22 protein-coding genes and 4 tRNA genes are annotated in these 22,616 nt (G+C 42.5%); 1 reads left to right on the top strand and 25 read right to left on the bottom strand.

Annotated features, from left to right (window positions below; all coding sequences use genetic code 11):
* Positions 1-7: 7 nt before the first annotated feature.
* The 15 genes from rpoB to MUK70_RS25145 all read right to left on the bottom strand — a co-directional run bounded on the left by rpoB (position 8) and on the right by MUK70_RS25145 (position 11,969).
* Complete coding sequence (rpoB, locus tag MUK70_RS25215) at positions 8-3,871, bottom strand: DNA-directed RNA polymerase subunit beta (RefSeq protein WP_234657420.1); 3,864 nt, start codon at positions 3,869-3,871, stop codon at positions 8-10.
* 321 nt (positions 3,872-4,192) lie between these two features.
* Entirely contained in the window at positions 4,193-4,579 is a 387-nt protein-coding gene (gene rplL, locus MUK70_RS25210; RefSeq protein ID WP_233854903.1) for a 50S ribosomal protein L7/L12, read from the bottom strand.
* 85 nt (positions 4,580-4,664) lie between these two features.
* Entirely contained in the window at positions 4,665-5,195 is a 531-nt protein-coding gene (gene rplJ / locus MUK70_RS25205) for a 50S ribosomal protein L10 (protein WP_234657421.1), read from the bottom strand.
* Position 5,196: 1 nt separating this feature from the next.
* Positions 5,197-5,895 carry a 50S ribosomal protein L1 gene (gene rplA, locus MUK70_RS25200; protein ID WP_233854906.1) on the bottom strand — a complete coding sequence of 233 codons (699 nt, stop codon included), beginning with the start codon at positions 5,893-5,895 and terminating at the stop codon, positions 5,197-5,199.
* 37 nt (positions 5,896-5,932) lie between these two features.
* On the bottom strand, positions 5,933-6,382 hold the full coding sequence (gene rplK / locus MUK70_RS25195) for a 50S ribosomal protein L11 (RefSeq protein ID WP_026631777.1): 450 nt from the start codon (positions 6,380-6,382) through the stop codon (positions 5,933-5,935).
* Between the two features lie 76 nt (positions 6,383-6,458).
* Positions 6,459-7,013 carry a transcription termination/antitermination protein NusG gene (nusG, locus tag MUK70_RS25190; protein ID WP_082216648.1) on the bottom strand — a complete coding sequence of 185 codons (555 nt, stop codon included), beginning with the start codon at positions 7,011-7,013 and terminating at the stop codon, positions 6,459-6,461.
* Between the two features lie 39 nt (positions 7,014-7,052).
* Positions 7,053-7,244: a preprotein translocase subunit SecE gene (secE, locus tag MUK70_RS25185; RefSeq protein WP_234657422.1), complete on the bottom strand. Its 192-nt coding sequence runs from the start codon at positions 7,242-7,244 to the stop codon at positions 7,053-7,055.
* Positions 7,245-7,260: 16 nt separating this feature from the next.
* Positions 7,261-7,331 (bottom strand) — tRNA-Trp (locus MUK70_RS25180).
* Positions 7,332-7,433: 102 nt separating this feature from the next.
* Positions 7,434-8,621 carry an elongation factor Tu gene (gene tuf, locus MUK70_RS25175; RefSeq protein WP_234605594.1) on the bottom strand — a complete coding sequence of 396 codons (1,188 nt, stop codon included), beginning with the start codon at positions 8,619-8,621 and terminating at the stop codon, positions 7,434-7,436.
* A 303-nt stretch (positions 8,622-8,924) separates the two neighbouring features.
* Positions 8,925-8,996: transfer RNA gene (locus MUK70_RS25170), tRNA-Thr, on the bottom strand.
* 121 nt (positions 8,997-9,117) lie between these two features.
* A tRNA-Gly gene (locus MUK70_RS25165) sits at positions 9,118-9,190 on the bottom strand.
* 60 nt (positions 9,191-9,250) lie between these two features.
* Positions 9,251-9,333: transfer RNA gene (locus MUK70_RS25160), tRNA-Tyr, on the bottom strand.
* A 167-nt stretch (positions 9,334-9,500) separates the two neighbouring features.
* On the bottom strand, positions 9,501-10,601 hold the full coding sequence (locus MUK70_RS25155) for a hypothetical protein (protein WP_234657423.1): 1,101 nt from the start codon (positions 10,599-10,601) through the stop codon (positions 9,501-9,503).
* A gap of 8 nt (positions 10,602-10,609) precedes the next feature.
* Positions 10,610-11,398 carry a hypothetical protein gene (locus tag MUK70_RS25150; protein ID WP_234657424.1) on the bottom strand — a complete coding sequence of 263 codons (789 nt, stop codon included), beginning with the start codon at positions 11,396-11,398 and terminating at the stop codon, positions 10,610-10,612.
* The gene (locus MUK70_RS25145) at positions 11,379-11,969 is read right to left on the bottom strand and encodes an RNA polymerase sigma factor (RefSeq protein WP_234657425.1); all 591 of its coding nucleotides are present in this window, start codon (positions 11,967-11,969) and stop codon (positions 11,379-11,381) included. The genes MUK70_RS25150 and MUK70_RS25145 overlap by 20 nt, the downstream gene beginning before the upstream one ends.
* Positions 11,970-12,131: 162 nt before the next feature.
* Between MUK70_RS25145 and murI the strand changes: the two genes are divergently transcribed.
* Complete coding sequence (gene murI / locus MUK70_RS25140; RefSeq protein WP_234657426.1) at positions 12,132-12,941, top strand: glutamate racemase; 810 nt, start codon at positions 12,132-12,134, stop codon at positions 12,939-12,941.
* A gap of 4 nt (positions 12,942-12,945) precedes the next feature.
* Here the strand turns inward: murI and MUK70_RS25135 are convergent, their stop codons facing one another.
* The 10 genes from MUK70_RS25135 to MUK70_RS25090 form a co-directional block, all read right to left on the bottom strand.
* Positions 12,946-15,462: a glycosyl hydrolase gene (locus tag MUK70_RS25135; RefSeq protein ID WP_234657427.1), complete on the bottom strand. Its 2,517-nt coding sequence runs from the start codon at positions 15,460-15,462 to the stop codon at positions 12,946-12,948.
* Positions 15,463-15,594: 132 nt separating this feature from the next.
* Positions 15,595-15,876 carry a CAMCR motif-containing small membrane protein gene (locus MUK70_RS25130; protein ID WP_234605604.1) on the bottom strand — a complete coding sequence of 94 codons (282 nt, stop codon included), beginning with the start codon at positions 15,874-15,876 and terminating at the stop codon, positions 15,595-15,597.
* Entirely contained in the window at positions 15,873-16,412 is a 540-nt protein-coding gene (locus MUK70_RS25125) for a DUF420 domain-containing protein (protein WP_234657429.1), read from the bottom strand. The genes MUK70_RS25130 and MUK70_RS25125 overlap by 4 nt, the downstream gene beginning before the upstream one ends.
* A 2-nt stretch (positions 16,413-16,414) precedes the next feature.
* Positions 16,415-17,044, bottom strand: coding sequence for a hypothetical protein (locus MUK70_RS25120; RefSeq protein ID WP_234657431.1), 630 nt, complete (start codon positions 17,042-17,044; stop codon positions 16,415-16,417).
* Positions 17,045-17,053: 9 nt separating this feature from the next.
* Positions 17,054-17,383, bottom strand: coding sequence for a cytochrome C oxidase subunit IV family protein (locus MUK70_RS25115; RefSeq protein ID WP_234657432.1), 330 nt, complete (start codon positions 17,381-17,383; stop codon positions 17,054-17,056).
* A gap of 29 nt (positions 17,384-17,412) precedes the next feature.
* Complete coding sequence (locus MUK70_RS25110) at positions 17,413-18,183, bottom strand: cytochrome c oxidase subunit 3 (RefSeq protein ID WP_234605620.1); 771 nt, start codon at positions 18,181-18,183, stop codon at positions 17,413-17,415.
* Positions 18,184-18,193: 10 nt separating this feature from the next.
* Complete coding sequence (locus MUK70_RS25105) at positions 18,194-18,781, bottom strand: cytochrome c oxidase subunit 3 (protein WP_234605621.1); 588 nt, start codon at positions 18,779-18,781, stop codon at positions 18,194-18,196.
* Between the two features lie 18 nt (positions 18,782-18,799).
* Positions 18,800-19,693, bottom strand: a complete 894-nt coding sequence (gene cyoE, locus MUK70_RS25100; RefSeq protein WP_234605622.1) for a heme o synthase — start codon at positions 19,691-19,693, stop codon at positions 18,800-18,802.
* A gap of 17 nt (positions 19,694-19,710) precedes the next feature.
* Entirely contained in the window at positions 19,711-20,736 is a 1,026-nt protein-coding gene (locus tag MUK70_RS25095; protein WP_234657434.1) for a COX15/CtaA family protein, read from the bottom strand.
* Positions 20,714-22,594 carry a cytochrome c oxidase subunit I gene (locus tag MUK70_RS25090; RefSeq protein WP_234605624.1) on the bottom strand — a complete coding sequence of 627 codons (1,881 nt, stop codon included), beginning with the start codon at positions 22,592-22,594 and terminating at the stop codon, positions 20,714-20,716. The genes MUK70_RS25095 and MUK70_RS25090 overlap by 23 nt, the downstream gene beginning before the upstream one ends.
* Positions 22,595-22,616 lie beyond the last annotated feature (22 nt).

Raw genomic sequence — 22,616 nt, 5'->3', positions numbered from 1 at the left:
CTAAATATTAGTCCAGCGTAATCTCCAATGCTAATCCACGAAGCTCGTGAACAAGTACGTTGAATGACTCCGGAATATTTGGTTTCGGAAGGTTTTCACCCTTCACGATTGCTTCGTATGCTTTGGCGCGGCCAACCACGTCATCGGATTTAACAGTCAGGATTTCTTGAAGAATGTGAGATGCTCCAAACGCTTCAAGCGCCCAAACTTCCATTTCTCCAAAACGCTGACCTCCGAATTGTGCTTTACCACCCAATGGTTGCTGTGTAATGAGCGAGTATGGCCCGATAGAACGCGCGTGCATTTTATCGTCAACCAAGTGACCCAGTTTCATCATGTACATCAAACCAACAGTAATTTGCTGATCAAAGCGCTCTCCGCTCAAACCATTATAAAGGAATGTACGTCCCCAATCCGGCAATCCAGCTTCTTTCAACTCAGCCGCAACTTCTGCTTCCGTGGCTCCATCGAAGATCGGAGTGGCATAGCGACGACCCAATTTCAGACCTGCCCAAGCAAGAATGGTTTCATATATCTGACCAATGTTCATACGTGAAGGCACCCCAAGCGGGTTCAACACGATATCCATTGGTGTTCCGTCTTCAAGGAAAGGCATATCTTCATCACGAACGATACGGGCAACAACCCCTTTGTTACCGTGACGACCTGCCATTTTATCCCCAACTTTCAATTTACGTTTTTTGGCAATGTATACTTTCGCCAATTTCACGATTCCAGCTGGAAGCTCATCACCTACTTCAAGCGCAAAACGATCGCGTTTGAAACGGCCCATCAATTCACTGCGGGCGTTCAGGTAATTTTTCAAAACCAAAGAAACTTGCAAGTTGGTTTCAGAATCCTCAGTCCAAGAATCTGTCAACACGTCACCGATCAAGTTAACTTCTTCGGCAACTGCATACTGAGATTCATCGCGGTAAGGGTTGTTTGCAGGGAAAAGGTTCTCCGAGATATTTCTCACATTGAACTTCATTCCTTTGCTAACCAATTCATCACCAAACTTGTGCTTAACACCCTGGCTCGTTTTACCGTCAACCAATGCAACCAGTTTCTCAATGATACGTCCACGAAGCGCTGTAAGCTCACGTCCGTATTTTTTCATCAATAAACGAAGCTCATCTTTGTGTTTTGCACGCTCTTCTTTGGTTGGGCGAGAGAAAAGTTTGGTATCAATAACCACACCTTTCATTGATGGTGGCGCTTTTTTCGAAGCATCCTTCACATCACCAGCTTTATCACCAAAGATCGCACGAAGCAGTTTTTCTTCCGGAGTTGGATCTGATTCTCCTTTTGGAGTAATCTTACCAATTAAAATATCTCCTTCTTTAACTTCTGTACCAACTTGAACGATTCCGTTTTCATCAAGATTCTTAACTGTTTCCTCGCTTACGTTCGGAATTTCAGCAGTAAGTTCTTCTTCTCCACGTTTCGTATCACGCACTTCCAATTCAAATTCTTCAATGTGAATTGAAGTGAAAATGTCCTCACGAACCACTTTCTCCGAGATTACAATCGCATCCTCAAAGTTGTATCCCTGCCAAGGCATGAATGCAACCAAAAGGTTACGGCCTAATGCAAGTTCACCACCTTCCGTTCCATATCCCTGGCAAAGTGCTTCCCCTTTTTTCACCTTCTGGCCTTTAAGAACCATTGGTTGAAGGTTAAGGCAAGTATCCTGGTTGGTACGACGGAATTTAACCAGATCATAAGAAACGCTGTCTTCAATAAAGCTTACAAGGCGCTCACTATCTGTTCTATCATATTTAACGACTATTTTCTTCGCATCAACAAACTCAATCACACCGTCGCCTTCTGCAACAACCAATGCTCTTGAATCCATTGCAACACGCTTTTCAAGGCCAGTTCCAACGATAGGCGCTTGTGGGCGCAACAACGGAACACCTTGACGCTGCATGTTAGATCCCATCAAAGCACGGTTAGCATCATCATGTTCCAGGAATGGAATCAATGAAGCGGCAACCGAAACGATCTGGTTCGCAGCAACGTCCATAAACGACGCTTGTGAAGGATCCACCATCGGGAAATCACCTTCGAAACGCGTCTTGATTTTTTCCACCGTAAAGTTTCCTTTATCATCCACAGAAGCATTTGCTTGTGCAATGTATTTGGAATCTTCTTCTTCGGCAGTCATATAAATAAGCTCATCAGTCAGCTTACCAGCACCATCGATTACGCGATAAGGTGTTTCGATAAAGCCCATTCCATTCACTTTTGCAAAAACGCAAAGGGATGAAATCAAACCAATATTCGGTCCTTCAGGAGTTTCAATCGTACAAAGACGACCGTAGTGTGTGTAGTGAACGTCACGAACCTCGAAACCAGCTCTTTCGCGAGAAAGACCACCAGGCCCAAGTGCCGACATTCTACGCTTATGCGTAATCTCAGCCAATGGATTGGTTTGATCCATGAACTGAGACAATTGGTTTGTACCAAAGAATGAGTTGATTACCGAAGACAAAGTCCGCGCATTGATCAAATCAACGGGCTTAAAGTCTTCATTATCACGCACATTCATACGCTCCTTAATTGTACGCGCCATACGTGCAAGACCTACACCAAACTGAGCATAAAGCTGCTCGCCTACTGTACGCACACGACGGTTTGACAAGTGGTCAATATCATCGACAACCGCTTTTGCATTGATCAAACCGATCAGATACTTCACGATAGAAACGATATCACCTGTTGTAAGAACGCGAACGTCCAAACTTGTGTCAGAACCTAATTTTTTGTTGATCCTGTAACGGCCAACGTCACCAAGGTCGTAACGTTTGTCACTGAAGAACAAACTCTGAATAACATCGCGAGCAGTTTGTTCGTCCGGTGCCTCTGCATTACGCAATTGGCGGTAAATTTGCTCAACTGCCTCTTTATCAGAGTTTGAGCTATCTTTTTGCAGCGTGTTATAAATGATGTTATAATCCGCAACATTCATATCTTCTTTGTGCAAAATCACAGACTTCTGTCCGGATTCTACAATCACTTCGATATCCTCAGGAGAAATGGTCGAATCACGTTCCAACAAAACTTCGTTACGTTGGATAGAAACAACCTCGCCTGTATCCTCATCCACGAAATCCTCAGTCCATGTACGAAGAACCCTTGCAGCCAAACGGCGGCCTACTGCTTTTTTCAAGTTTGCAGGCGTTGCACTGATTTCTTCCGATAGACCAAACAGGTCAAGAATATCTTTATCCGAACCAAAACCGATGGCTCTCAAAAGTGTTGTAACAGGGAATTTTTTCTTACGGTCGATGTACGCGTACATCACATTGTTAACATCCGTCGAGAATTCAATCCAAGATCCCTTGAAAGGAATAATACGCGCAGAGTACAATTTGGAACCGTTGGTGTGCTTGCTCATGGAGAAGAACACACCTGGGGAGCGGTGAAGTTGTGAAACGATAACGCGCTCAGCACCATTGATTACAAAAGAACCTCTTTCGGTCATGTAAGGAATGTTTCCTAAGAAAACCTCCTGCTCAATGGTTTCAAATTCTTCATGATCAGCATCATTACATATCAAACGTAATTTTGCTTTCAACGGTACTGCATAAGTCAGTCCGCGATCAATGGATTCATCGACAGAATATTTCGGTGGTTCAAGAAGATAATCGATGAACTCCAACACGAAATTGTCGCGTGAATCGGCAATAGGAAAGTTTTCTGCGAAAACTTTGTACAATCCTTCTCCCGAACGATCTTCAACCGATGTATCAAGACTGAAGAAATCCCGGAACGATTGAACCTGGATTCCTAGCAAATCTGGATAATCGATAATCTGATTGATCCTGGAAAAATTCTTTCTAGGTGTTGCTTTAATTGTAGCCAAGGCTATGTCTGATTTTGGTTAGTAGAAAAACTAATGCGCCGAAGAAAACTTTACGCAACGCAATCGTAATAATTAGTTTTAAACCTAATCTCTTGCCTCGTAGAGATAAATAATTGCCCCTATTCTCCTTTCCTACGAGTAAAGAAGTGTTTCGCGCAAATTATTTGAAAAGAAGAATGATAGATCCGGATAAAAATTTGGGCTATCTAAATTCAAACGTAAAAAACTCGTTTTTCGTTTGGTATATACATAAATAGGAAAAAGACCTGACGTAAATCAGGCCTCATTCCTTAGAATTATAGGCTATTGGTATAAAGCAAATTACTTCACTTCAACTTCTGCACCAGCTTCTTCAAGTTGTTTTTTCAAAGCTTCTGCTTCGTCTTTTGCAACTCCTTCTTTAACAGGCTTAGGAGCGCCGTCAACTAGTTCTTTTGCTTCTTTCAAGCCAAGACCAGTAAGGTCTTTAACCAATTTCACAACAGCAAGTTTGCTTTGACCAGCTGCTTTCAAGATTACATCAAAAGATGTTTTTTCCTCAGCAACAGGAGCATCTGAACCACCGCCAGCAGCAGGACCTGCTACCATAACTGCACCAGCAGCTGCAGGCTCAATACCGTACTCGTCCTTAAGAATTGTAGCCAATTCGTTCACTTCTTTAACCGTAAGGTTAACAAGCTGTTCTGCGAAAGCTTTCAAATCTGCCATTTTTATTTAGATTTTTTGATTATACAATAAGATGATTTTAAAAGCTCCATTTTCTATCCCGGAGAGCTTAGCCTGGCTATTAATATTAGTCTTCTTTCTCAGACAAGGTTTTCAAAATACCAGCCAATTTGTTTCCACCGCTTTGAAGGGCGCCGATAACATTTTTAGCAGGTGATTGCAACAATCCGATAATCTCTCCAATCATTTCTTGCTTTGATTTCAGAGCGATCAGAACGTCAAGCTGGCTTTCACCAACGAAAACAGATGAATCAACAGAAGCTCCTTTAAATTTAAGCTTGTCACTACCTGATTTCTTCTTGAATTCTTTAATCAATTGTGCAGGAACCTTACCTGACTCCGGGTGAAACATAACTCCGGAAAATCCTTTTAAAACTTCGTCAAAAGAGGAATAATCCGTATCTAATGTCTCTAGTGCTTTTCTTATCAATGTATTCTTAACAACACGATACTCCACACCACGCTCGAAGCAAAGGCCTCTTAGTTGGTTTGTCTCACCAACAGACATTCCGTTTGCGCTGGTGATATAGAAGTATGGGGTGCTAGAGAATTTTTGACTTAACTCGTCTATAATTACTGCTTTCTCTTCCCGTGTCATATTATAATCCTGGAATCGTGTTTTTATCAATAGTAACACCCGGGCTCATCGTGCTTGACAAGTGAATGCTTTTAACGTAAGTTCCTTTTGCCGATGATGGTTTAAGGCGAACCAGGGTATTGATAACTTCTGTAGCATTTTGCACAAGCTGTTCGTTTCCAAAAGAAACTTTACCAACACTTGCATGAATGATTCCTGTTTTATCAACTTTGAAATCAATCTTACCTGCTTTTACTTCCTTCACAGCTTTCGCTACATCCGGAGTTACCGTTCCTGATTTAGGGTTTGGCATCAATCCGCGAGGACCTAAAACCTTACCTAACCGTCCCACTTTTGCCATCACACTCGGCATTGTGATAATTACGTCGACGTCTGTCCAGCCTTGCTCAATTTTTTGAATATATTCATCAAGACCAACATAATCCGCTCCTGCTTCTTTCGCTTCTGCCTCCTTATCTGGAGTACACAAAACCAATACACGAACTTCTTTTCCGGTTCCGTGTGGCAATGTTACCACGCCACGTACCATTTGATCAGCTTTACGTGGATCTACGCCCAAACGAACGTCGATGTCCACGGAAGAGTCAAATTTGGTATAAGAAATCGTCTTAAGTACGTCCGCTGCTTGTTCAAGAGAATAAACTTGATTTGCGTCGAATTTCGAAAGAGCTTCTTTTTGCTTTTTGGTTAATTTTCCCATGTTCTTTGTTTCTTTCAGCGTATAAATATTTTTACGCTCAGTTGTTTTCTTCCCACGGGGCCTTGCCTGCAACAGTAATACCCATACTACGAGCCGTTCCCGCTATCATTTTCATAGCAGAATCAATTGTAAAGCAGTTTAAGTCAGGCATTTTAGTCTCAGCGATCGTACGAACCTGATCCCATGATACCGAACCTACTTTCAAACGGTTTGGCTGAGCCGAACCTGTCTTTACTTTTGATGCTTCCAGAAGCAGAATCGCGGCCGGGGGGGTCTTAATGACGAAGTCAAAAGACTTATCCTTATAGTAAGTAATAACTACCGGCAATACCACACCCATTTTATCCTGGGTACGGCCATTGAATTGCTTGCAAAACTCCATGATATTCAAACCCTTCGAACCCAATGCAGGACCGATAGGAGGTGAAGGATTGGCTTGGCCACCTTTTACCTGTAGTTTGACGTATCCACCTATTTCTTTTGCCATTGTTTTTGTAATTTTCGGTTCATTGATTGCTTAACGGCTTATATGCAAGTGGAAGCTTACCCTGCCCATTATGCTTTCAACTATCCTTTTCGACTTGTGCGTAACTGAGTTCCACGGGTGTATTACGCCCGAATATTTTTACAACTACATTTAGTTTTTTCTTCTCGTCAAATACTTCCTCTACCACACCAATAAATCCGCTGAAAGGTCCATCAACAACTTTGACAGTTTCCCCTCTAATAAAGGACATACTTGGCGCTTCTTCATGCTGCTCAGCTTCATCAACTTTCCCTAAAATTCTATTAATTTCAGATTGACGAAGTGGCACAGGAACTTTTGAGTTACCCTCTGCATTTCCTAGGAAGCCTATAACACCAGGAATACTGGTTATAATGTGTAAAACCTCACCTTTTGATAAATCCGCCGAAATGATAATGTATCCAGGGAAAAAGTTTTTCTCTCTAACACGCTTCTTTCCATTACGCATTTCGTATATCTTCTCAGAAGGTATAAGAATCTGCGGAACGAATTCATTTAGTTTCTGCCGTGTTATCTCATTTTCAATGTAGGACTTGATTTTTTTCTCCTGTCCCGACACTGCCCTTAATACAAACCAATTTAGACTACTCATACCATTCTGGGGGTTGCCACTATAATAATAATAATAGCCTTAGAAAGACTGATAAAACAGCTTAAATGCATTTTCAAAGACAAGGTCCATCACTCCAACTACAAATGCGAAGATGAGAGATCCTACCAGGACCAAAGTCGTATTAGCCTGAAGCTCGTTAAAAGGAGGCCATGTTACATGCTGGGTGATTTCTTCCCAAGAAGCTTTCAAAAAAGAAGTAAATTTTTCCATTTGTCCTTTTATTATGCACGGGTGGAGAGATTCGAACTCCCATCAACGGTTTTGGAGACCGCTATTCTACCCTTGAACTACACCCGTTTATCTAACGACCCGTACTTTCGGGCTGCAAAGATACGATTTAATTATAAAAAACAAGTGCATCCCATAGGAAATGCACTTGTTTTAATATTCTAATCTTGATTAGTCAAGAATTTCAGTAACCTGACCAGCACCTACGGTACGTCCACCTTCACGAATCGCGAAACGAAGACCTTTTTCCATAGCAATCTTGTTGATCAATTTCACATCAATTGTGATGTTATCACCAGGCATAACCATTTCTACACCAGCTGGAAGAGAAATTTCACCTGTTACGTCCGTGGTACGGAAGTAAAACTGAGGACGGTATTTGTTAAAGAATGGAGTGTGACGTCCACCTTCTTCTTTCGAAAGTACATAAACCTCGCCTTTGAAAGCAGCGTGAGGCTTAACTGAACCTGGCTTACAGATTACCATTCCACGACGGATATCTTCTTTGTTGATACCACGAAGCAAAAGACCTACGTTGTCACCAGCTTCTCCACGGTCAAGGATTTTACGGAACATCTCAACACCAGTTACTACTGATTTAAGACCTTCTGCACCCATTCCAAGGATATCAACTGCTTCACCAGAGTTGATTACACCTCTTTCGATACGACCAGTTGCAACAGTACCACGACCAGTGATCGAGAATACGTCTTCAACAGGCATAAGGAAAGGAAGATCAGTCATACGAGGAGGAATTGGAATGTAGCTGTCAACAGCATCCATCAAATCTTCGATCGTTTTCACCCATTTGTCTTCACCATTCAAACCACCCAAAGCAGAACCTTGGATAACTGGAATGTTGTCTCCATCGTAATCGTAGAAGCTCAAAAGCTCACGAATTTCCATTTCAACAAGTTCAAGAAGTTCTGGATCATCAACCATATCCACTTTGTTCATGAACACAACAAGCTGAGGAACACCAACCTGGCGAGCCAAAAGAATGTGCTCACGTGTTTGTGGCATTGGTCCATCAGTAGCAGCAACTACGATGATAGCGCCGTCCATCTGGGCAGCACCAGTTACCATGTTCTTTACATAATCCGCGTGACCTGGACAGTCAACGTGAGCATAGTGACGGTTTGCTGTCGAATACTCAACGTGGGATGTGTTAATTGTAATACCACGCTCTTTCTCTTCAGGAGCATTATCAATTGATGAGAAATCGCGAAGTACTGCTAAACCCTTTTTCGCCAACACAGTTGTGATAGCTGCAGTAAGGGTAGTTTTACCGTGGTCAACGTGCCCGATAGTACCAATATTTACGTGGGGTTTCGAGCGGTCAAACGTCTCTTTTGCCATGACTTAAGTACGCTTAAAATTAAAAGTTACAATTTATTAAACACTAATGATTGATCCTGTTTAGCTTACACTAGCCAAGCACTCCAAAATCAATTAAAACTAAATACAAGGATCAAAACTTTTCCGAGCCATTGAGGGGATTTGAACCGCGCGGCAGACCGTCCCTGACCTCTTCCTTACCAAGGAAGTGCTCTACTCAACATCTCATCTTCCGAGCTTTTGAGGGGATTTGAACGGCACCGGCCGCCCGGCCCTGACCTCTTCCTTACCAAGGAAGTGCTCTACTCAACTTCTCATCTTCTGAGCTTTTGAGGGGATTTGAACCCCTGACCTCTTCCTTACCAAGGAAGTGCTCTACCCCTGAGCTACAAAAGCAAAACTCCAATACATTTAGAAATGTTACGTTTGACATTTCGATCAGTTAACACCAAAAAGCGATTAGCGAAAAAGTATCTAATGAATGTTTTCGCTAATCGCTTCGATGGTGTTTTAAATGAGCGGAAGACGAGGTTCGAACTCGCGACCTATAGCTTGGAAGGCTATCGCTCTACCAGCTGAGCTACTTCCGCATTTGTTTTATGCCTCCTCCTGAAACTGGTAATCTCAGAAGCTTATTGTGGCACAAACTGTGGGGGCGGATGGATTCGAACCACCGTAGGCATACACCAGCAGATTTACAGTCTGCCCCATTTGGCCGCTCTGGTACACCCCCAATCAACATTTCAACACAACCGTGAAAACCGCTTGTCTCACTTTTTGGAGTCGCAAAATTAAGCTCTTTTCTTAAATTCTCAAATTGTTTTCAAAAAAATAAAGAAAAAAATAGCGGCTCAAACAAAATACATTGTTTTAAGCCGCTATTCCGCACATTTAGACTTTTTAAAATAATCTTACTCCAAAGCTGAGCATCCTCACAGAAGGCCCCTTACCCGCTTCATACAGATTATTGAAATCATAGTTCAAAAAGAAATCGGGGAAATTTCTAATGCCTAACTCTGCCGCAAAACCATATCGCAAATCTTCGATATAAAAATTTTGCCTGACATGATCCACATCCTTACTTCCCTCGCGCCTAAGTTTGGTATAGCTTCCCAGTCGGTATCCTCCATAGACTCCGGCGCTTATGTAGGAGATAAAAGATCTCGGGAAACTGAGTGTCGGCATGAAAGAAATATTCACATACGGCACAACCAGCTTGCTTTTTCTCATCTCGACTTCTTCCCGATTTTCGTTTGTAACCAACGGGAAATCGACTTTGAGTGAGTCTTTGGTAATCGTGTTATTCCCGTCAAACATCAGGTTGTACCAAGAGAAGTCAACGCCGAAATCAAGATGCAGTCTGGCATTCTTGCCTCTTGCAATTGTTGTGCTGGCAATGTAGCCAAGGCTTATATAGCGTGATCCGAACGGTTTTAAATCGTATTTATCTTTTATAAAGCCTGCTGTGGCTTCATTTGTACCATATGTATTTAAACCTAATGCTATATTAAATCCCTTACGCGGGCTCGAACCACCACCCGACCTGTAAAAACGTTTTCCAGTTCGTCTGTAATTTGAATCTGTCGTAACTGTGTCGCCGTCGCTATTGACTTCAACACCTTTTGCATTGATCCTCACTTCTGTGTCTCCGTCCTTAATATGAATACCCCGCAGGCCAATCCGTACATAATCTTCGTCGTTTGTCTTGTCCTTCAAATACTTATTACCGTTTATCTCCTCTCTCAAATATGTGGTGTCCGCACTTGAACTATCTAGCTTGATTTTTAGATCTTTAAGCAATGTATTCAGATCATACTGCATAATCTTATCCAGTTCCTTCCGGTTTTCTCCATAGATAATGAGCCTCGTCCTGTCGCCGAATGTCACGATAATGGAGTCTTTTTCAGATGCATATCCGGAATGCGCGTTGCGTAAGTTTCCTGCGTTTACATTCATCGCAAAAAAGAGGAGAATGCCTGCTATATATAATTTCAGTTTCATGGCTAGAATTAAAGTTTTGTTTTCTCTTTGAGGTTATGGTACTTTTCTGACACTTTATCTTCCCCGTTGCGCAAGCGATCGTCTACTTTTGCAACAAGGCTTTTAGGATTGAAACCCACTTCTTCCCAATCCACGCGCTCGCCTGCTCTCGCATTTTTTAACTGGCGAAACACTCTCGAAAACTTGGAGGTTTTAGGTTCTTCCTGATCATTGGTCTGAACCGCAACGACGATCGTTCGCGTTGGTTCAGGACTTACTTTACTTGCACTCGCTTCTTCAATTTTCGGAAAATCGTCAACATTAGGTAATGCAGCCTTATTTTCCTCTCTTATTTCTACATCAATGGCGGCCAACTTTTCAGGCAGCTGTATTTCAACTTTTTCACTCGATGCAACGGGCTGAACATTTTGCTTCGACGACTGCTCTAAAAGCCCCGCTTTTTGCTTCCTCTCGATGATAGCAAGTTCCCTGTCCTGCATCTGATTGTCTTTAACATCACTTTTGATTTCAGGAAGACTATCCTTTTGCGTTGTTAATGTTGTTTCAGGTTTAACCTGAACATTAGCTAACTTTTTGCCATCACCAATAGATTCAATGTTACTTCTTTCACTATTCCAGATGACATAACCGGCCATAAGCGCTATGACAATACTCGCTGCCGCATACCAAACCCAATCCGCAAGCCGGCGCTCCTTTTTTGATCTTGCCTGAATCTTCTCCCATGCAGCAGATGAAGGCGTTTTTTCAATATCTGACAGCTTGCGTTTGAAGAGATCGTCAACCGAATGCTTTCTCATATTCTACTTTTTTTTTAAAATCATTTTCCCAATCCGCCACCATTTTCTGGAGCATTGCCCTTGCCCGGTGCAATTGCGACTTTGATGTACTTTCTGTTATACCGAGCATTTGCGCAATTTCAATGTGTGGATAACCTTCAATTGCATACAAATTAAAAACCGTTCTGTATCCCGTTGGCAATGATTCAATCAATTCCAGCAACTCTTGCGTTTCCAGATTCTGATCAGCATGTGCGTAATCCGGAATGTTGTTTGCTTCGTCGGACAATGTGTCTTCCAGGATTCGTTTCTGTTTTCTCAAATAACCCAGTGCCTCATTCACCATAATTCTGCGGATCCAGCCTTCAAAACTGCCTTCCTCGTTGAACTGCTCTATTTTGGCAAATACCCTTATAAAACCTTCAACCATTACATCTTCTGCCGCCATATCATCACAGATATAACGAAAGCATAAAGCCAGCATGCGAGCGCTGTATTTATCATACAACTGTCGTTGTGCCTTCGGATCTTCTTTCCTAAGCGCTTTGAGCAGCTGTGCCTCGTTACTAAAAAGTGATAAAATTCGACCCATTCATTTGGTGGTTTCAATAGCAAGATGCGTATTCCTGATCGTGAGGTTGCATCAGTTCACAAAAAATTTCTGAATTGACTTAATTTTTAAAAAGTTTATTCAGACCGTTCCTTTAGTTTTGGATCAAATATCTTTTAATCAAATTGATTTACTCCTTTTATTATGTTTGATTCTTCTGCGCCGATTGGGATTTTTGATAGTGGCATTGGTGGAATGACCGTGGCCAGTGCAGTTACCAGGCTCCTGCCTCAGGAGAATACAATTTATTTCGGCGACACGGCACATCTGCCTTATGGAGACAAGTCTACTGCTGCAATCCAGGCATATTCGATCAAAATCTGCAATATGCTTTTGCAGCAAAATTGTAAGCTGATCCTCATTGCCTGTAACTCGGCCTCTGCCGCAGCTTACGAGCTTGTTAGGGAATATGTAGGAAGTAAAGCGAAGGTTTTGAATGTGATCGATCCCGTGGTTGATTACATTAAGGAACATTACGACGGCAAGACGATCGGCCTCATCGGAACGAAGCAGACGGTCCTTTCCAATGTTTACAAGAAGAAAGTAGATGCTTTGGGAAAAAATATTCAGTTAAAATCGCTGGCCACTCCTCTGCTGGCGCCGATGATTGAGGAAGGTTTTTTTGATAATAACATTAGTGAAAGCATTATAACCAGTTATTTGTCCGATGCTTCGCTTTCAAACATTGAAGCATTGATTCTGGGATGCACGCATTATCCGCTTATCAAAAACCAAATTGGTCAGTTTTACAATGGCCATGTTGAAATTCTCGACACTTCTGAAATTGTCGCTTTTTCACTTAAATCCTGGCTGGAACAACATTATCTAGTGAATGAAAAAGGGCAAGGCAAACGTGCGTTTTATGTATCGGACTACACGCTTTCTTTTGAGCAATCCACTAACATTTTTTTTGGCAGTCAGATCCAGCTTGAACATTATCCGCTTTGGGAATAAGGTTTTAATGAAAAAGGATTTTCACCGGCCCTAGCAAACCCGATGGCATAGACTCCCATTTCGTCGCGTCAAACTTTTTGTAAGTGATATCGACAATATTAATGTCATGAAATTTTTTCCAATCAGGCTTCTGCGTGTCCCGAAGGCGCATATAGTTGGCTGAAAGATTCGTTACTTCAATTTCAAGTACATTATCTTTCGATTTGAGCTGTTCTGAAATTGCTAACTGAAAAGGAATGCTCCAAGCGGTCCCTATGGGCTTACCATTAAGCTTGACGACTGCCACTTCCCGCACATCACCCAGATCCAGGATTTTGAATCCGCTTTTCAGCAGGTTATCCGGACAATCGAAATGAATTTCGTATCGAGCTGTTCCTGAAAAGTATACTGCCGAATCAGGTAAGCTTGTCCAGGTTTTCAGCTCGTCTATATCTGCAGAGTTTGGGATCGAAGGCCTGCCTTTTAGAAATTTCAGATTCCAATCGCCTTTTATTTCAAATTCCTTGTCTGCTATGTTGTGCTGCTTTGTTCCTGCATTCTTAGCCAATTCTCTCAAAAAGCACGACTGCCCGGGCAAAAGCTTTAAATAAATCGCTGATCCATTTTGGGGAACCGGCTCCCAGGCACTATTCTGATCTAATGCATCCAGTTTCTCAAATGCGCCTGTAATGCTAACCTTAATCCAGCCTTCCTTAAAATGATCTGCCAAATTCGCGACAAAATAAAGCCGCTTGTTATCCTGTGTTTTTTTACGGATAAATGTCAGTTCCTCATCCGCGAACGATTCCCGAAGCGCTCCGGTTGCTATTAGGTCTTTTTCAAAATCAGCAGACACACGGACACTTTTCTTTTTTTTCAACTTAGCTAATTCTGCCAGGAAACTGTTTTGTCTTTCAGTATCTATTGAATAACCTGTTGCCTTTTCGGGGAAATGATCCTGGAAAACGATTTTTGCTCCTGCCGATGCAAGCCGTTGTAACTCTTTTAATGTTCCTTTGGGCATATATGTACTCGCCGGGATAATCAGGGATTTATAAGCTGCACTTCCACTGGCGAGATTACCATTGACATCCGTTTTCAGGCGGGTGAGCTGTAAATCCGAAACGTAATCAAATCCGAAACCCTTTTTCCAAAGCCGCTGCGTAAGCTTACCGAATGGCAGGTCCAGCAGCCAGCGATCCACGTGATGCACTTCCAATAAATGTACATTACCGGACGACTTAGCTTTCGTTGCCCAAAGGTCATGAATAGGAAAATAGACCAGCACATCATTGTCAGACTTGCTGTTTTGCAGCAGCTCCTGACAACGCTGTACGTATTGGTTCAGCAAAGAAAAGTGCTCAGCGAAATGTGAGGTCGGTCCAAAGTTCGTAGAAGCATAAAATAGCCAGCCCGGAAACTGCTCCTGGGCAGGCGAATAAGTGCTTCCATGGTAGAAAATGTGATTAATGCCGGCCGTAAAAAGTTCGTCGATCTGTGGCTTAACCTGTGACAACGAAACTTTGAAATGATTCGCCAGCCATGTGCCGGTTTCCGAACTCACGAGCTTCTTGCCTGAAAAATGCGCTGCCGAAGAAGCAAATTTCATAGCCAGAGGATTTGGTGTTCCGAATTGGTCTATGGAGTAATCGGGATCAATGCGCAGTCCGGGAATGGAGAAGCGGCTGGTTCCGAATGATTCGGTTTCAGGAATGTCTGCCGCGTCATAAAGATCAAGCAAATTACCGGGCGAACCATGCGCCTGATATCTTGTCAGAAAACCGTGCTTCGTGCTCCAATCGGTCCAGGGCTTCGCATAGCGTTCCAGAAGCAATTCCGACAATGTTTGATGATAATCGATACGCACCAGATCGGGCACCGCTTTGGTAGTAGAGTCAGTCAGCAATGTTAAGTTCTTATCCAGGTCATAACCCCGCCGTTTTTTAAATTCCTGCAAAAAGTCATCTGTCCAGTTAGCACCATATGCTTCATATGAGTCATTATACATGGAGCGTGGCAAATCTTTTCTATCGGCAAAAGCAGAATCGAACCTTGTCAGATAGTGTGACATTGCAGTTGCATTAAATGGGTCAAGGACTAAGCCCTCTCCACCCGGCGCGGCTCGCTTCACTTTCTGTTTTGTTGGCTGGACTATTATTTCATTATTCTTAACCGTCATGTTCTTTGCGCCCAACTCCTGAGAAACATTCGGACCACCAAAAGGCCAGCCTGTTCCCGTCGTCAAATCCACTCCTAAGCCTAACCGCATTCCTTCACGAACCGTATACTGCACCAAATCCAGCCATTTTGGAGTCAGGAAAGGAACGGATTGCGACTCGTAACCTTTCACTTCGTAAATCGGAATGATATGCACGCCGCCTAGTCCCGATTTTTTAAAGTATTCCAACTGGGTTGTAATGTCCTTCTCATTCACGGCGCTGCCCATCCACCACCAAAAAGTCCAGGGTTTGGAAGTTGAAATAGCCTGTGCATTAACGAGTGCGCTATTTAAAAGCAGAAAAAGAACAAGTGTCAATCGCATGAATTCAAGTTTCTGAATAAAGGCTTCAAATAAGTTTTCTACGCTTTTTAGCACCATTATTTGTACATTCATTTGGAAATAAAAAAAGCGAAGCATGTTGTTGCTTCGCTTGATATATCGTTTTTTAAAATGTCAGCCTTGGTAAGCCTGCTTCACACGGGAAGCGATAAACTGGCGTTCCTGCAAGGCCTTTTTGCTATTGCGATACCAAAGGTAACCGATGACGGCCACCAGCAAATAAGGCATTACAAACAGAAACATAATACCCGTATTTAGCCCAACGCCAACATTGTTCCTGCCATTTCCCATAGAACTTTCAACAGAACCACGGCACATCGCACATTGAGCCCACGTATCTACGCCCGAAAGCACAAACAAAATTACAAATCCGAAAATAACCTTGAAACTTTTCATATGTAATAAGGACTGATCATCAAGTAAACAACAACCCCGCTGATACTCACATAAAGCCAAATTGGCAATGCCCATTTTACCGCTTTTCTATGGGCCACAATCTGATTAGTATAACCAAAATACACCGCACGCAACACAAACCAAACGACTACGATGGACAATGTAATGTGCGAGATCAACAAAAAGTAATAAACAGGCCTAATAAAACCCTGCCCTCCAAACGGTGTTGACTCGTTTGAAATGTGATACAGAATATAACAAACCAAAAAAACAGCTCCCAAAAGAAAGGCACCCGTCATTGCCTGGCGATGTGCATTAATGTTCTTGTTTTTGACAAAATAAAATCCGGCAATCAGGAAAAGTGCAGTTAATGTGTTGATTACGCCGATTACGTGCGGGAGAACCTTCGTCCACGTCCCAAGATCAATTTTCTGACGAATTCCCAGCAATGCTGCAACTGCAATTGGAATTACAATGGCCAGAATGTTGATAATGCGTTCGTATTTAGGCTTCTTTTCTAAAACTAATGTTGCCATAATTATGGATTAGCACGCGCTTTTTTTTCGTAGTTCAAAATCTTCACCTCTGCCATCAGCCGATCTATCTCCGCGGGGTCTGCACCGTTGTAATAGCCTCTTGTGTAGCCTTCGCTGTCTATCAACGTTAACCTCCTTTCCCGCGGATAAAGTTCAGCAGTTTCTCCCAAAGATTTAGGTCTTGCATCCGGTAAGGCGTCTGCTTCATTAGGCTTCACCTTTAATATTTCCCAACCCTCTTTTCCCATCTCTTCCGGGTGACCAATTGCACTGCGAAGGCTGTCTTCTGATAGTGTTTTTATGGTTAAGCTGTTTGCTTCGCTCCGCATATCGTAAACCCTCTTCAAATTAGACAGCACCAGCTTACACGAGTCTGCACATTCTTTCGGCAAAAAACTGATTACCGAAATATCGCCTTCCAGCTTTGAATTTCCAGAGGCCAGTTTGAGCTCAGCGGTTCTTTGAAATGCAGTATCTCCATTTACAATAACAACCTTACCGTCGCTATCGAGCTGTGGATTGAAGTAAGGAAGATCGAAATGGTTGGTTGCAAATAACCGGAGCATTACAAAAATCAAAGCCGGTATTACTAATGTTATGATCAGTAATCCGGCCTTGGGAAAATTCTTCATGCGTAATACTTAATCGAATATGGCTTCAAAAATGGCATTTCCCTCTAACATGAGCGCCAAAATCAACCAGGCAACAAAGATAACGGGAACTAGAATCGACCAGATCAGCGACTTCGTCTCATGCTTCAAGTGCATAAATTCGCCAACGATATAGAATGCTTTCACGATCGTCATCACGATGAAAATAGTGATTTTCAAAATTCCATGAGGAACCGTGAATGCGATAAGAAATTCAACTGCTGTAAGAATAAGAAGAATCCAAAAGGTTTTCCAAATCGCTTTACGCTGCTCGGCCCCTGCATTCGGATCTTGGTTATGAATATGGTGTACTTCCGACATTTGATTAGGAATTAATATTATTGGATGATTTAAACCAGATAAAAGAATGTAAATACGAACACCCACACTAAATCTACAAAGTGCCAGTAAAGTCCAACTTTCTCAACCATTTCGTAGCTTCCTCTCTTGTCATAAAAACCGGTTGCAGTGCGGAAGAAGATCAGAATGTTCAGGATTACCCCACTGAAAACGTGCGTTCCGTGGAAACCAGTAATAAAGAAAAAGAAGTCAGCAAAAGCAGGAGGGCCATATTGGTTTTCGGTCAGATTCGCTCCGAAAATTGTTTTTTCCACCCAGGTGCCATTTTCTATTACTTTCATCACACTTCCCGTATCCGTACCATGGATAAAGTGAGCCCATTCCCAAGCCTGGCAGCCCAGGAAAGTAAATCCACCCAGGATTGTCCAAAGCATATATTTTTCAACATTGGCGCGATCCATGCGGTGACCCGCTTCCACTGCAAGGACCATTGTCACGCTACTCGCAATCAGGATGAATGTCATAATTCCTACGAAAACCAGGGGAAGAGACATTCCGTGAAGGAAGGGAACCGCCTCATAAACCTTCTCAGGAATCGGCCAATACATGTTTGAAAATGTAAAATCAGCTACATCCCCGGAAAATGCCGGGAAGCTGAACCGCGCTGTACCGTACGCAACGAGCAGGGCTGAGAAAGTAAAGGTATCCGAGATAAGGAAAAACCACATCATCAGTTTCCCATAACTTGCTTTCATAGGCTCAATTCCCCCCATCCACAATTTGGGTTCTACCGCGCCAGGTGTTGTTACATTTGCAGCCATTGAAAAAATATTAATTAAAAGTCAATAAAAAAACAAAAAGGTATAACCAGAGTATATCTAAAAAATGCCAGTAAGTGGCACAAATTTGAATGCGTCTTAAATTCTTCGCATGCACTTTCAGCTTAAAGGCAGCTGTCAGCGAATAAAGCAGCACAATTAATCCGCTGATAATGTGAAAGCCGTGCAATCCGGTAAATACATAAAAAAACGAACCAGAGGGGTTCCCAACAAAATAAACATTCATTGCAACCAGCTGTTTCCAACCTTCGAACTGCATCCAAAGGAAGGCCACACCTAGTACAAAAGTAATAGAAATTGCTATTCTCAATTGTTTGAATAGATCTTTTTTTGCCGAAAAATAAGCCCATTGCATCGCCGCACTACTTAATAAAAGGACACCTGTGCTATACCAGAAAATCTGTGGCATGGCAAATTCCAGCCAGTTCCCCTCGGCTCTTCTCACAAGATACGCACTTGACTGAGAAGCAAATAACATAATAATACTAACCAAAAATAACCACAGGATGAATTTCATCGGATCCATTGCCAATGTTGCCTGAGGTTCTTTATCTACTTTATACTGCTGAACACTTTCCATTTCACTGATTTTTCAATTTCACAATTTATCCAACAAAAACGCGATCTGAACAATTGGCAAATATATGAACGATCCGAACATCAATTGCCTTGCGGTTTTGTCTGTGCAAGTGCGCATTAAGTGGAAAGTCTGAGCCAAAAATAACACGCCAAAAACCGTAGCTACAAAAGCCGAATTGATTCCGGTCATACCTAATTCATATGGTAACCAGCCAATCGGAAGCAGGAATACGGTATAGATCATGATTTGCAAAGTCGTATTAACGTCCTTCAAGCCATTTGCAGGAAGGAGCTTGAACCCCGCTCTTTTGTAATCTTCATCAAGCACCCAGGCAATCGCCCAAAAGTGGGGAAACTGCCAGAAAAATTGGATAGCGAACAAAATCCCAGGTTCCAACCCAAAATGATTTGTTGCTGCAACCCATCCGATCATTGGGGGAAACGCTCCCGGAAAAGCCCCAACAAAAACCGCGATTGGGCCAACTCTTTTCAAAGGTGTATAAACAAAACCATAGAGAACCAAAGAAAGCAGCGAAATCAACCCTGTGCTGAGATTAAACATCAACACAAAAATCGCCAGGGACGTAACGCCCAAGAATACAGCCCAAACAATAGCCTGATCAACTGTAATTCGTCCACTAGGCAGTGGCCGGTTTGCAGTTCTCTTCATTAACTTATCGAAATCCTTTTCAAGGATCTGATTAATAATGTTGGCTGCTCCTGTAATGCCTATTGATGCAATAATGAAAAAGATCAGCTTTCCTGTCTCTACTTCTTTTGCTCCCAGGCAATAACCCATTGCACCCGAAAATGCAATCAGAGATGCCAGTCTGAATTTAAGCAACTCAAATAAAACGCCTATTCTTTCTCTTATCTTCCCTACTCCTCCTAAGCTTTCCTCGGCTGATATCATTACTTAATTTTTTATCTCTAAATCGTACTTTTTTCTAACCGGCTCTCCGGCAAATATGTCAAATACTTTTTGCCATTTACTACCAGCCAAATCACAAATTGCAACCCAATCAATAATATAGCCAATGTCAAATGCAATGGCTGCGCAAAAGGCGGAACTCCGAAATAGGCCATTATAACGCCTGTTCCAATTTCGAGGATTAATATCCAAAAACAAGCAGTGGCTATCTTTCCTGCTACCGATTCCCTTCCCTCCGCTTTAAGGATCGTATTGACCCAGTAAAGATTGATGACGAATACAAAAATTGAAAAGGACCTGTGTATATAAAAATTAAAGCCTAACTCATCAATCCATTCACTTCTAGCCCCATATCCTAACCTCATGATCGCCTCATCCATCGCTTCTCTTACCTGCGTCCCAAGCAAAATTTGAATCAATGACAATGTGATTACCAAAACGCCTATCCCGCCAATCGCTTTTTTACTCGACTCTTTTAACTGCAAAATGTTACCAGCGTAAGCCGACCAGGTAAAGAGGTACAAAAGCAGAAAAACGATCACAATGGCCAAAAGCATATGGAGCGTAACAACAATTGGCAGCAGTTCAAAGGACACAACTTTAGCTCCTAGCCACCCCTGAAACCCAACCAAAATAAACGCTGACAAACTATAATAAAAGATACGCTTGTTACCGGATCTCAGGAATGGAATAGAGGCTAACAGGGTCAGAAAGATCATTACTCCTGTAAAAGCGCCCAGAAGTCTGTTCACATATTCAATCCAGGTCTTAACCGGATTAAATTCAATCTCACCTTTGAGCTTCGCGCCGTAAAGCTCCTTGTAATTGGCTGGCAACTGTGAAATTTCAGTTGGCGGAACCCATCTTCCGAAGCATCTGGGCCAATCCGGACAACCCATTCCTGCGCCCGTGCTCCTCACTACCCCACCCGCTATGATAAGAAAATAGAGTACAATGATAGTATTCAAGGCCAACCGACGGAAACGCCGATTGGCCTTAACATCAATGTGAGTTGAACTGGTCATTATAATTTTGTGACTCAATTGCCTTTTCTGTGGCTATCTGCTCATTCTCATGGGGGAAGTTGGATTCCAGGGTTTGAGAATAAGGTATGTTTTGTGGAATAAAATCTTCCTTCGCTCCTGGCTTGCTGTAATCGTAAGACCAGCGATAAACTGCCGGAATCTCGCCAACCCAGTTCCCGTGTCCAGGATTTACCGGCGCCGTCCACTCTAATGTATTTGAATTCCAAGGATTTTGCGGAGCTCTCTTTCCTTTGAAAATGCTGTAAAAGAAGTTCCACAGGAAAATGAATTGCGCAAGGAAAGACAAGATCGCAGCAATCGAAATGAACATGTTCATGTCCATAAACTTATGCGTAAAGTCGTAGCTTGTAAACTGGTAGTATCTGCGTGGGAAACCTGCTATACCCACATAGTGCATTGGAATAAATACAAGATAAATACCAATGAACGTCAACCAGAAGTGAATCTGACCCAATGTCGTATTCATCATTCTACCGAACATCTTAGGGAACCAGTGATAGACCCCGGCAAAAAGTCCGAATGCAGATGCAGCTCCCATCACAAGGTGGAAGTGGGCTACAACGAAGTATGTATCGTGAAGTTGGATATCAAGTGCACTGTTTCCAAGAATAATCCCCGTCAAACCACCTGATACGAACAATGATACAAGACCAATCGAAAACAACATCCCTGGTGTGAAGACAATGTTTCCCTTCCAAAGTGTTGTAATGTAGTTAAAGCCCTTCACGGCAGATGGAACCGCAATAATCAGTGTAAGGAACATGAATACGGATCCAAGGAATGGATTCATACCCGTCACAAACATATGGTGGGCCCAAACGATAAATGCAAGGAAGGCAATACCCAACATTGACGCGATCATCGCACGGTAACCGAAGATAGGCTTACGTGAGTTTGTTGCAATAACTTCAGAAGTGATTCCAAGTCCTGGTAACAATACAATGTAAACCTCAGGGTGACCTAAGAACCAGAACAAATGTTGGAACAAGATTGGGCTACCACCTACATTTGGCAGCGCTTCACCATTGATATAAATATCTGAAAGATAAAAGCTCGTCCCGAAGTGACGGTCCATGATCAAAAGCAATACGGATGACAAAAGAACCGGGAAAGAGATCAGACCCAAAACAGCGGTAATAAGGAATGACCAGATTGTCAACGGAAGACGGTCAAATGACATACCTCTCGTACGCAAGTTGATTACCGTAGTAATATAATTAATTCCTCCTAAAAGCTGAGACACAATGAAAAACGCCATACTAGCCAACCAAAGTGTCATTCCCATTCCTGAGCCTGGATGTGCCTGAGGCAAAGCACTCAATGGCGGATAAATTACCCAGCCACCCGCTGCTGGTCCTGCTTGCAGGAACAACGACGCAAACATGATAACGCTCGCAAGGAAGAAAAACCAGTAAGACAACATGTTCATGAAACCCGACGCCATATCGCGCGCACCGATTTGTAACGGAATCAAGAAATTACTGAATGTTCCGCTTAGACCAGCCGTTAATACGAAGAATACCATGATGGTTCCGTGCATGGTAACCAAAGCAAGGTAAAAATTCGGATCAAGTTTCCCGGCATCACTAATCCAGCCGCCCAAAATAGGTTTCAGCCAGGAAAGATTCGAATCCGGCAAACCCAATTGAATACGGAAAATGATCGACATGGAAATTCCGATCACAGCCCACATGATCCCGGTGATCAGATATTGCTTCGCTATAACTTTGTGATCTTCACAAAATATATATTTCTGCCAAAAGTTTTGTGCTTCATGGTGGTGTTCATGCTCACTTTCGTGGTGATGAGCTGTTTCCAATCCTTCAATAGCTGACATATACTTTTAATGTATTTAAATT

Origin of the sequence: Dyadobacter chenwenxiniae (genome assembly GCF_022869785.1) — a bacterium.
Classification (GTDB): domain Bacteria; phylum Bacteroidota; class Bacteroidia; order Cytophagales; family Spirosomataceae; genus Dyadobacter; species Dyadobacter chenwenxiniae.
This window is presented reverse-complemented; position numbering and strand designations above follow the sequence as displayed.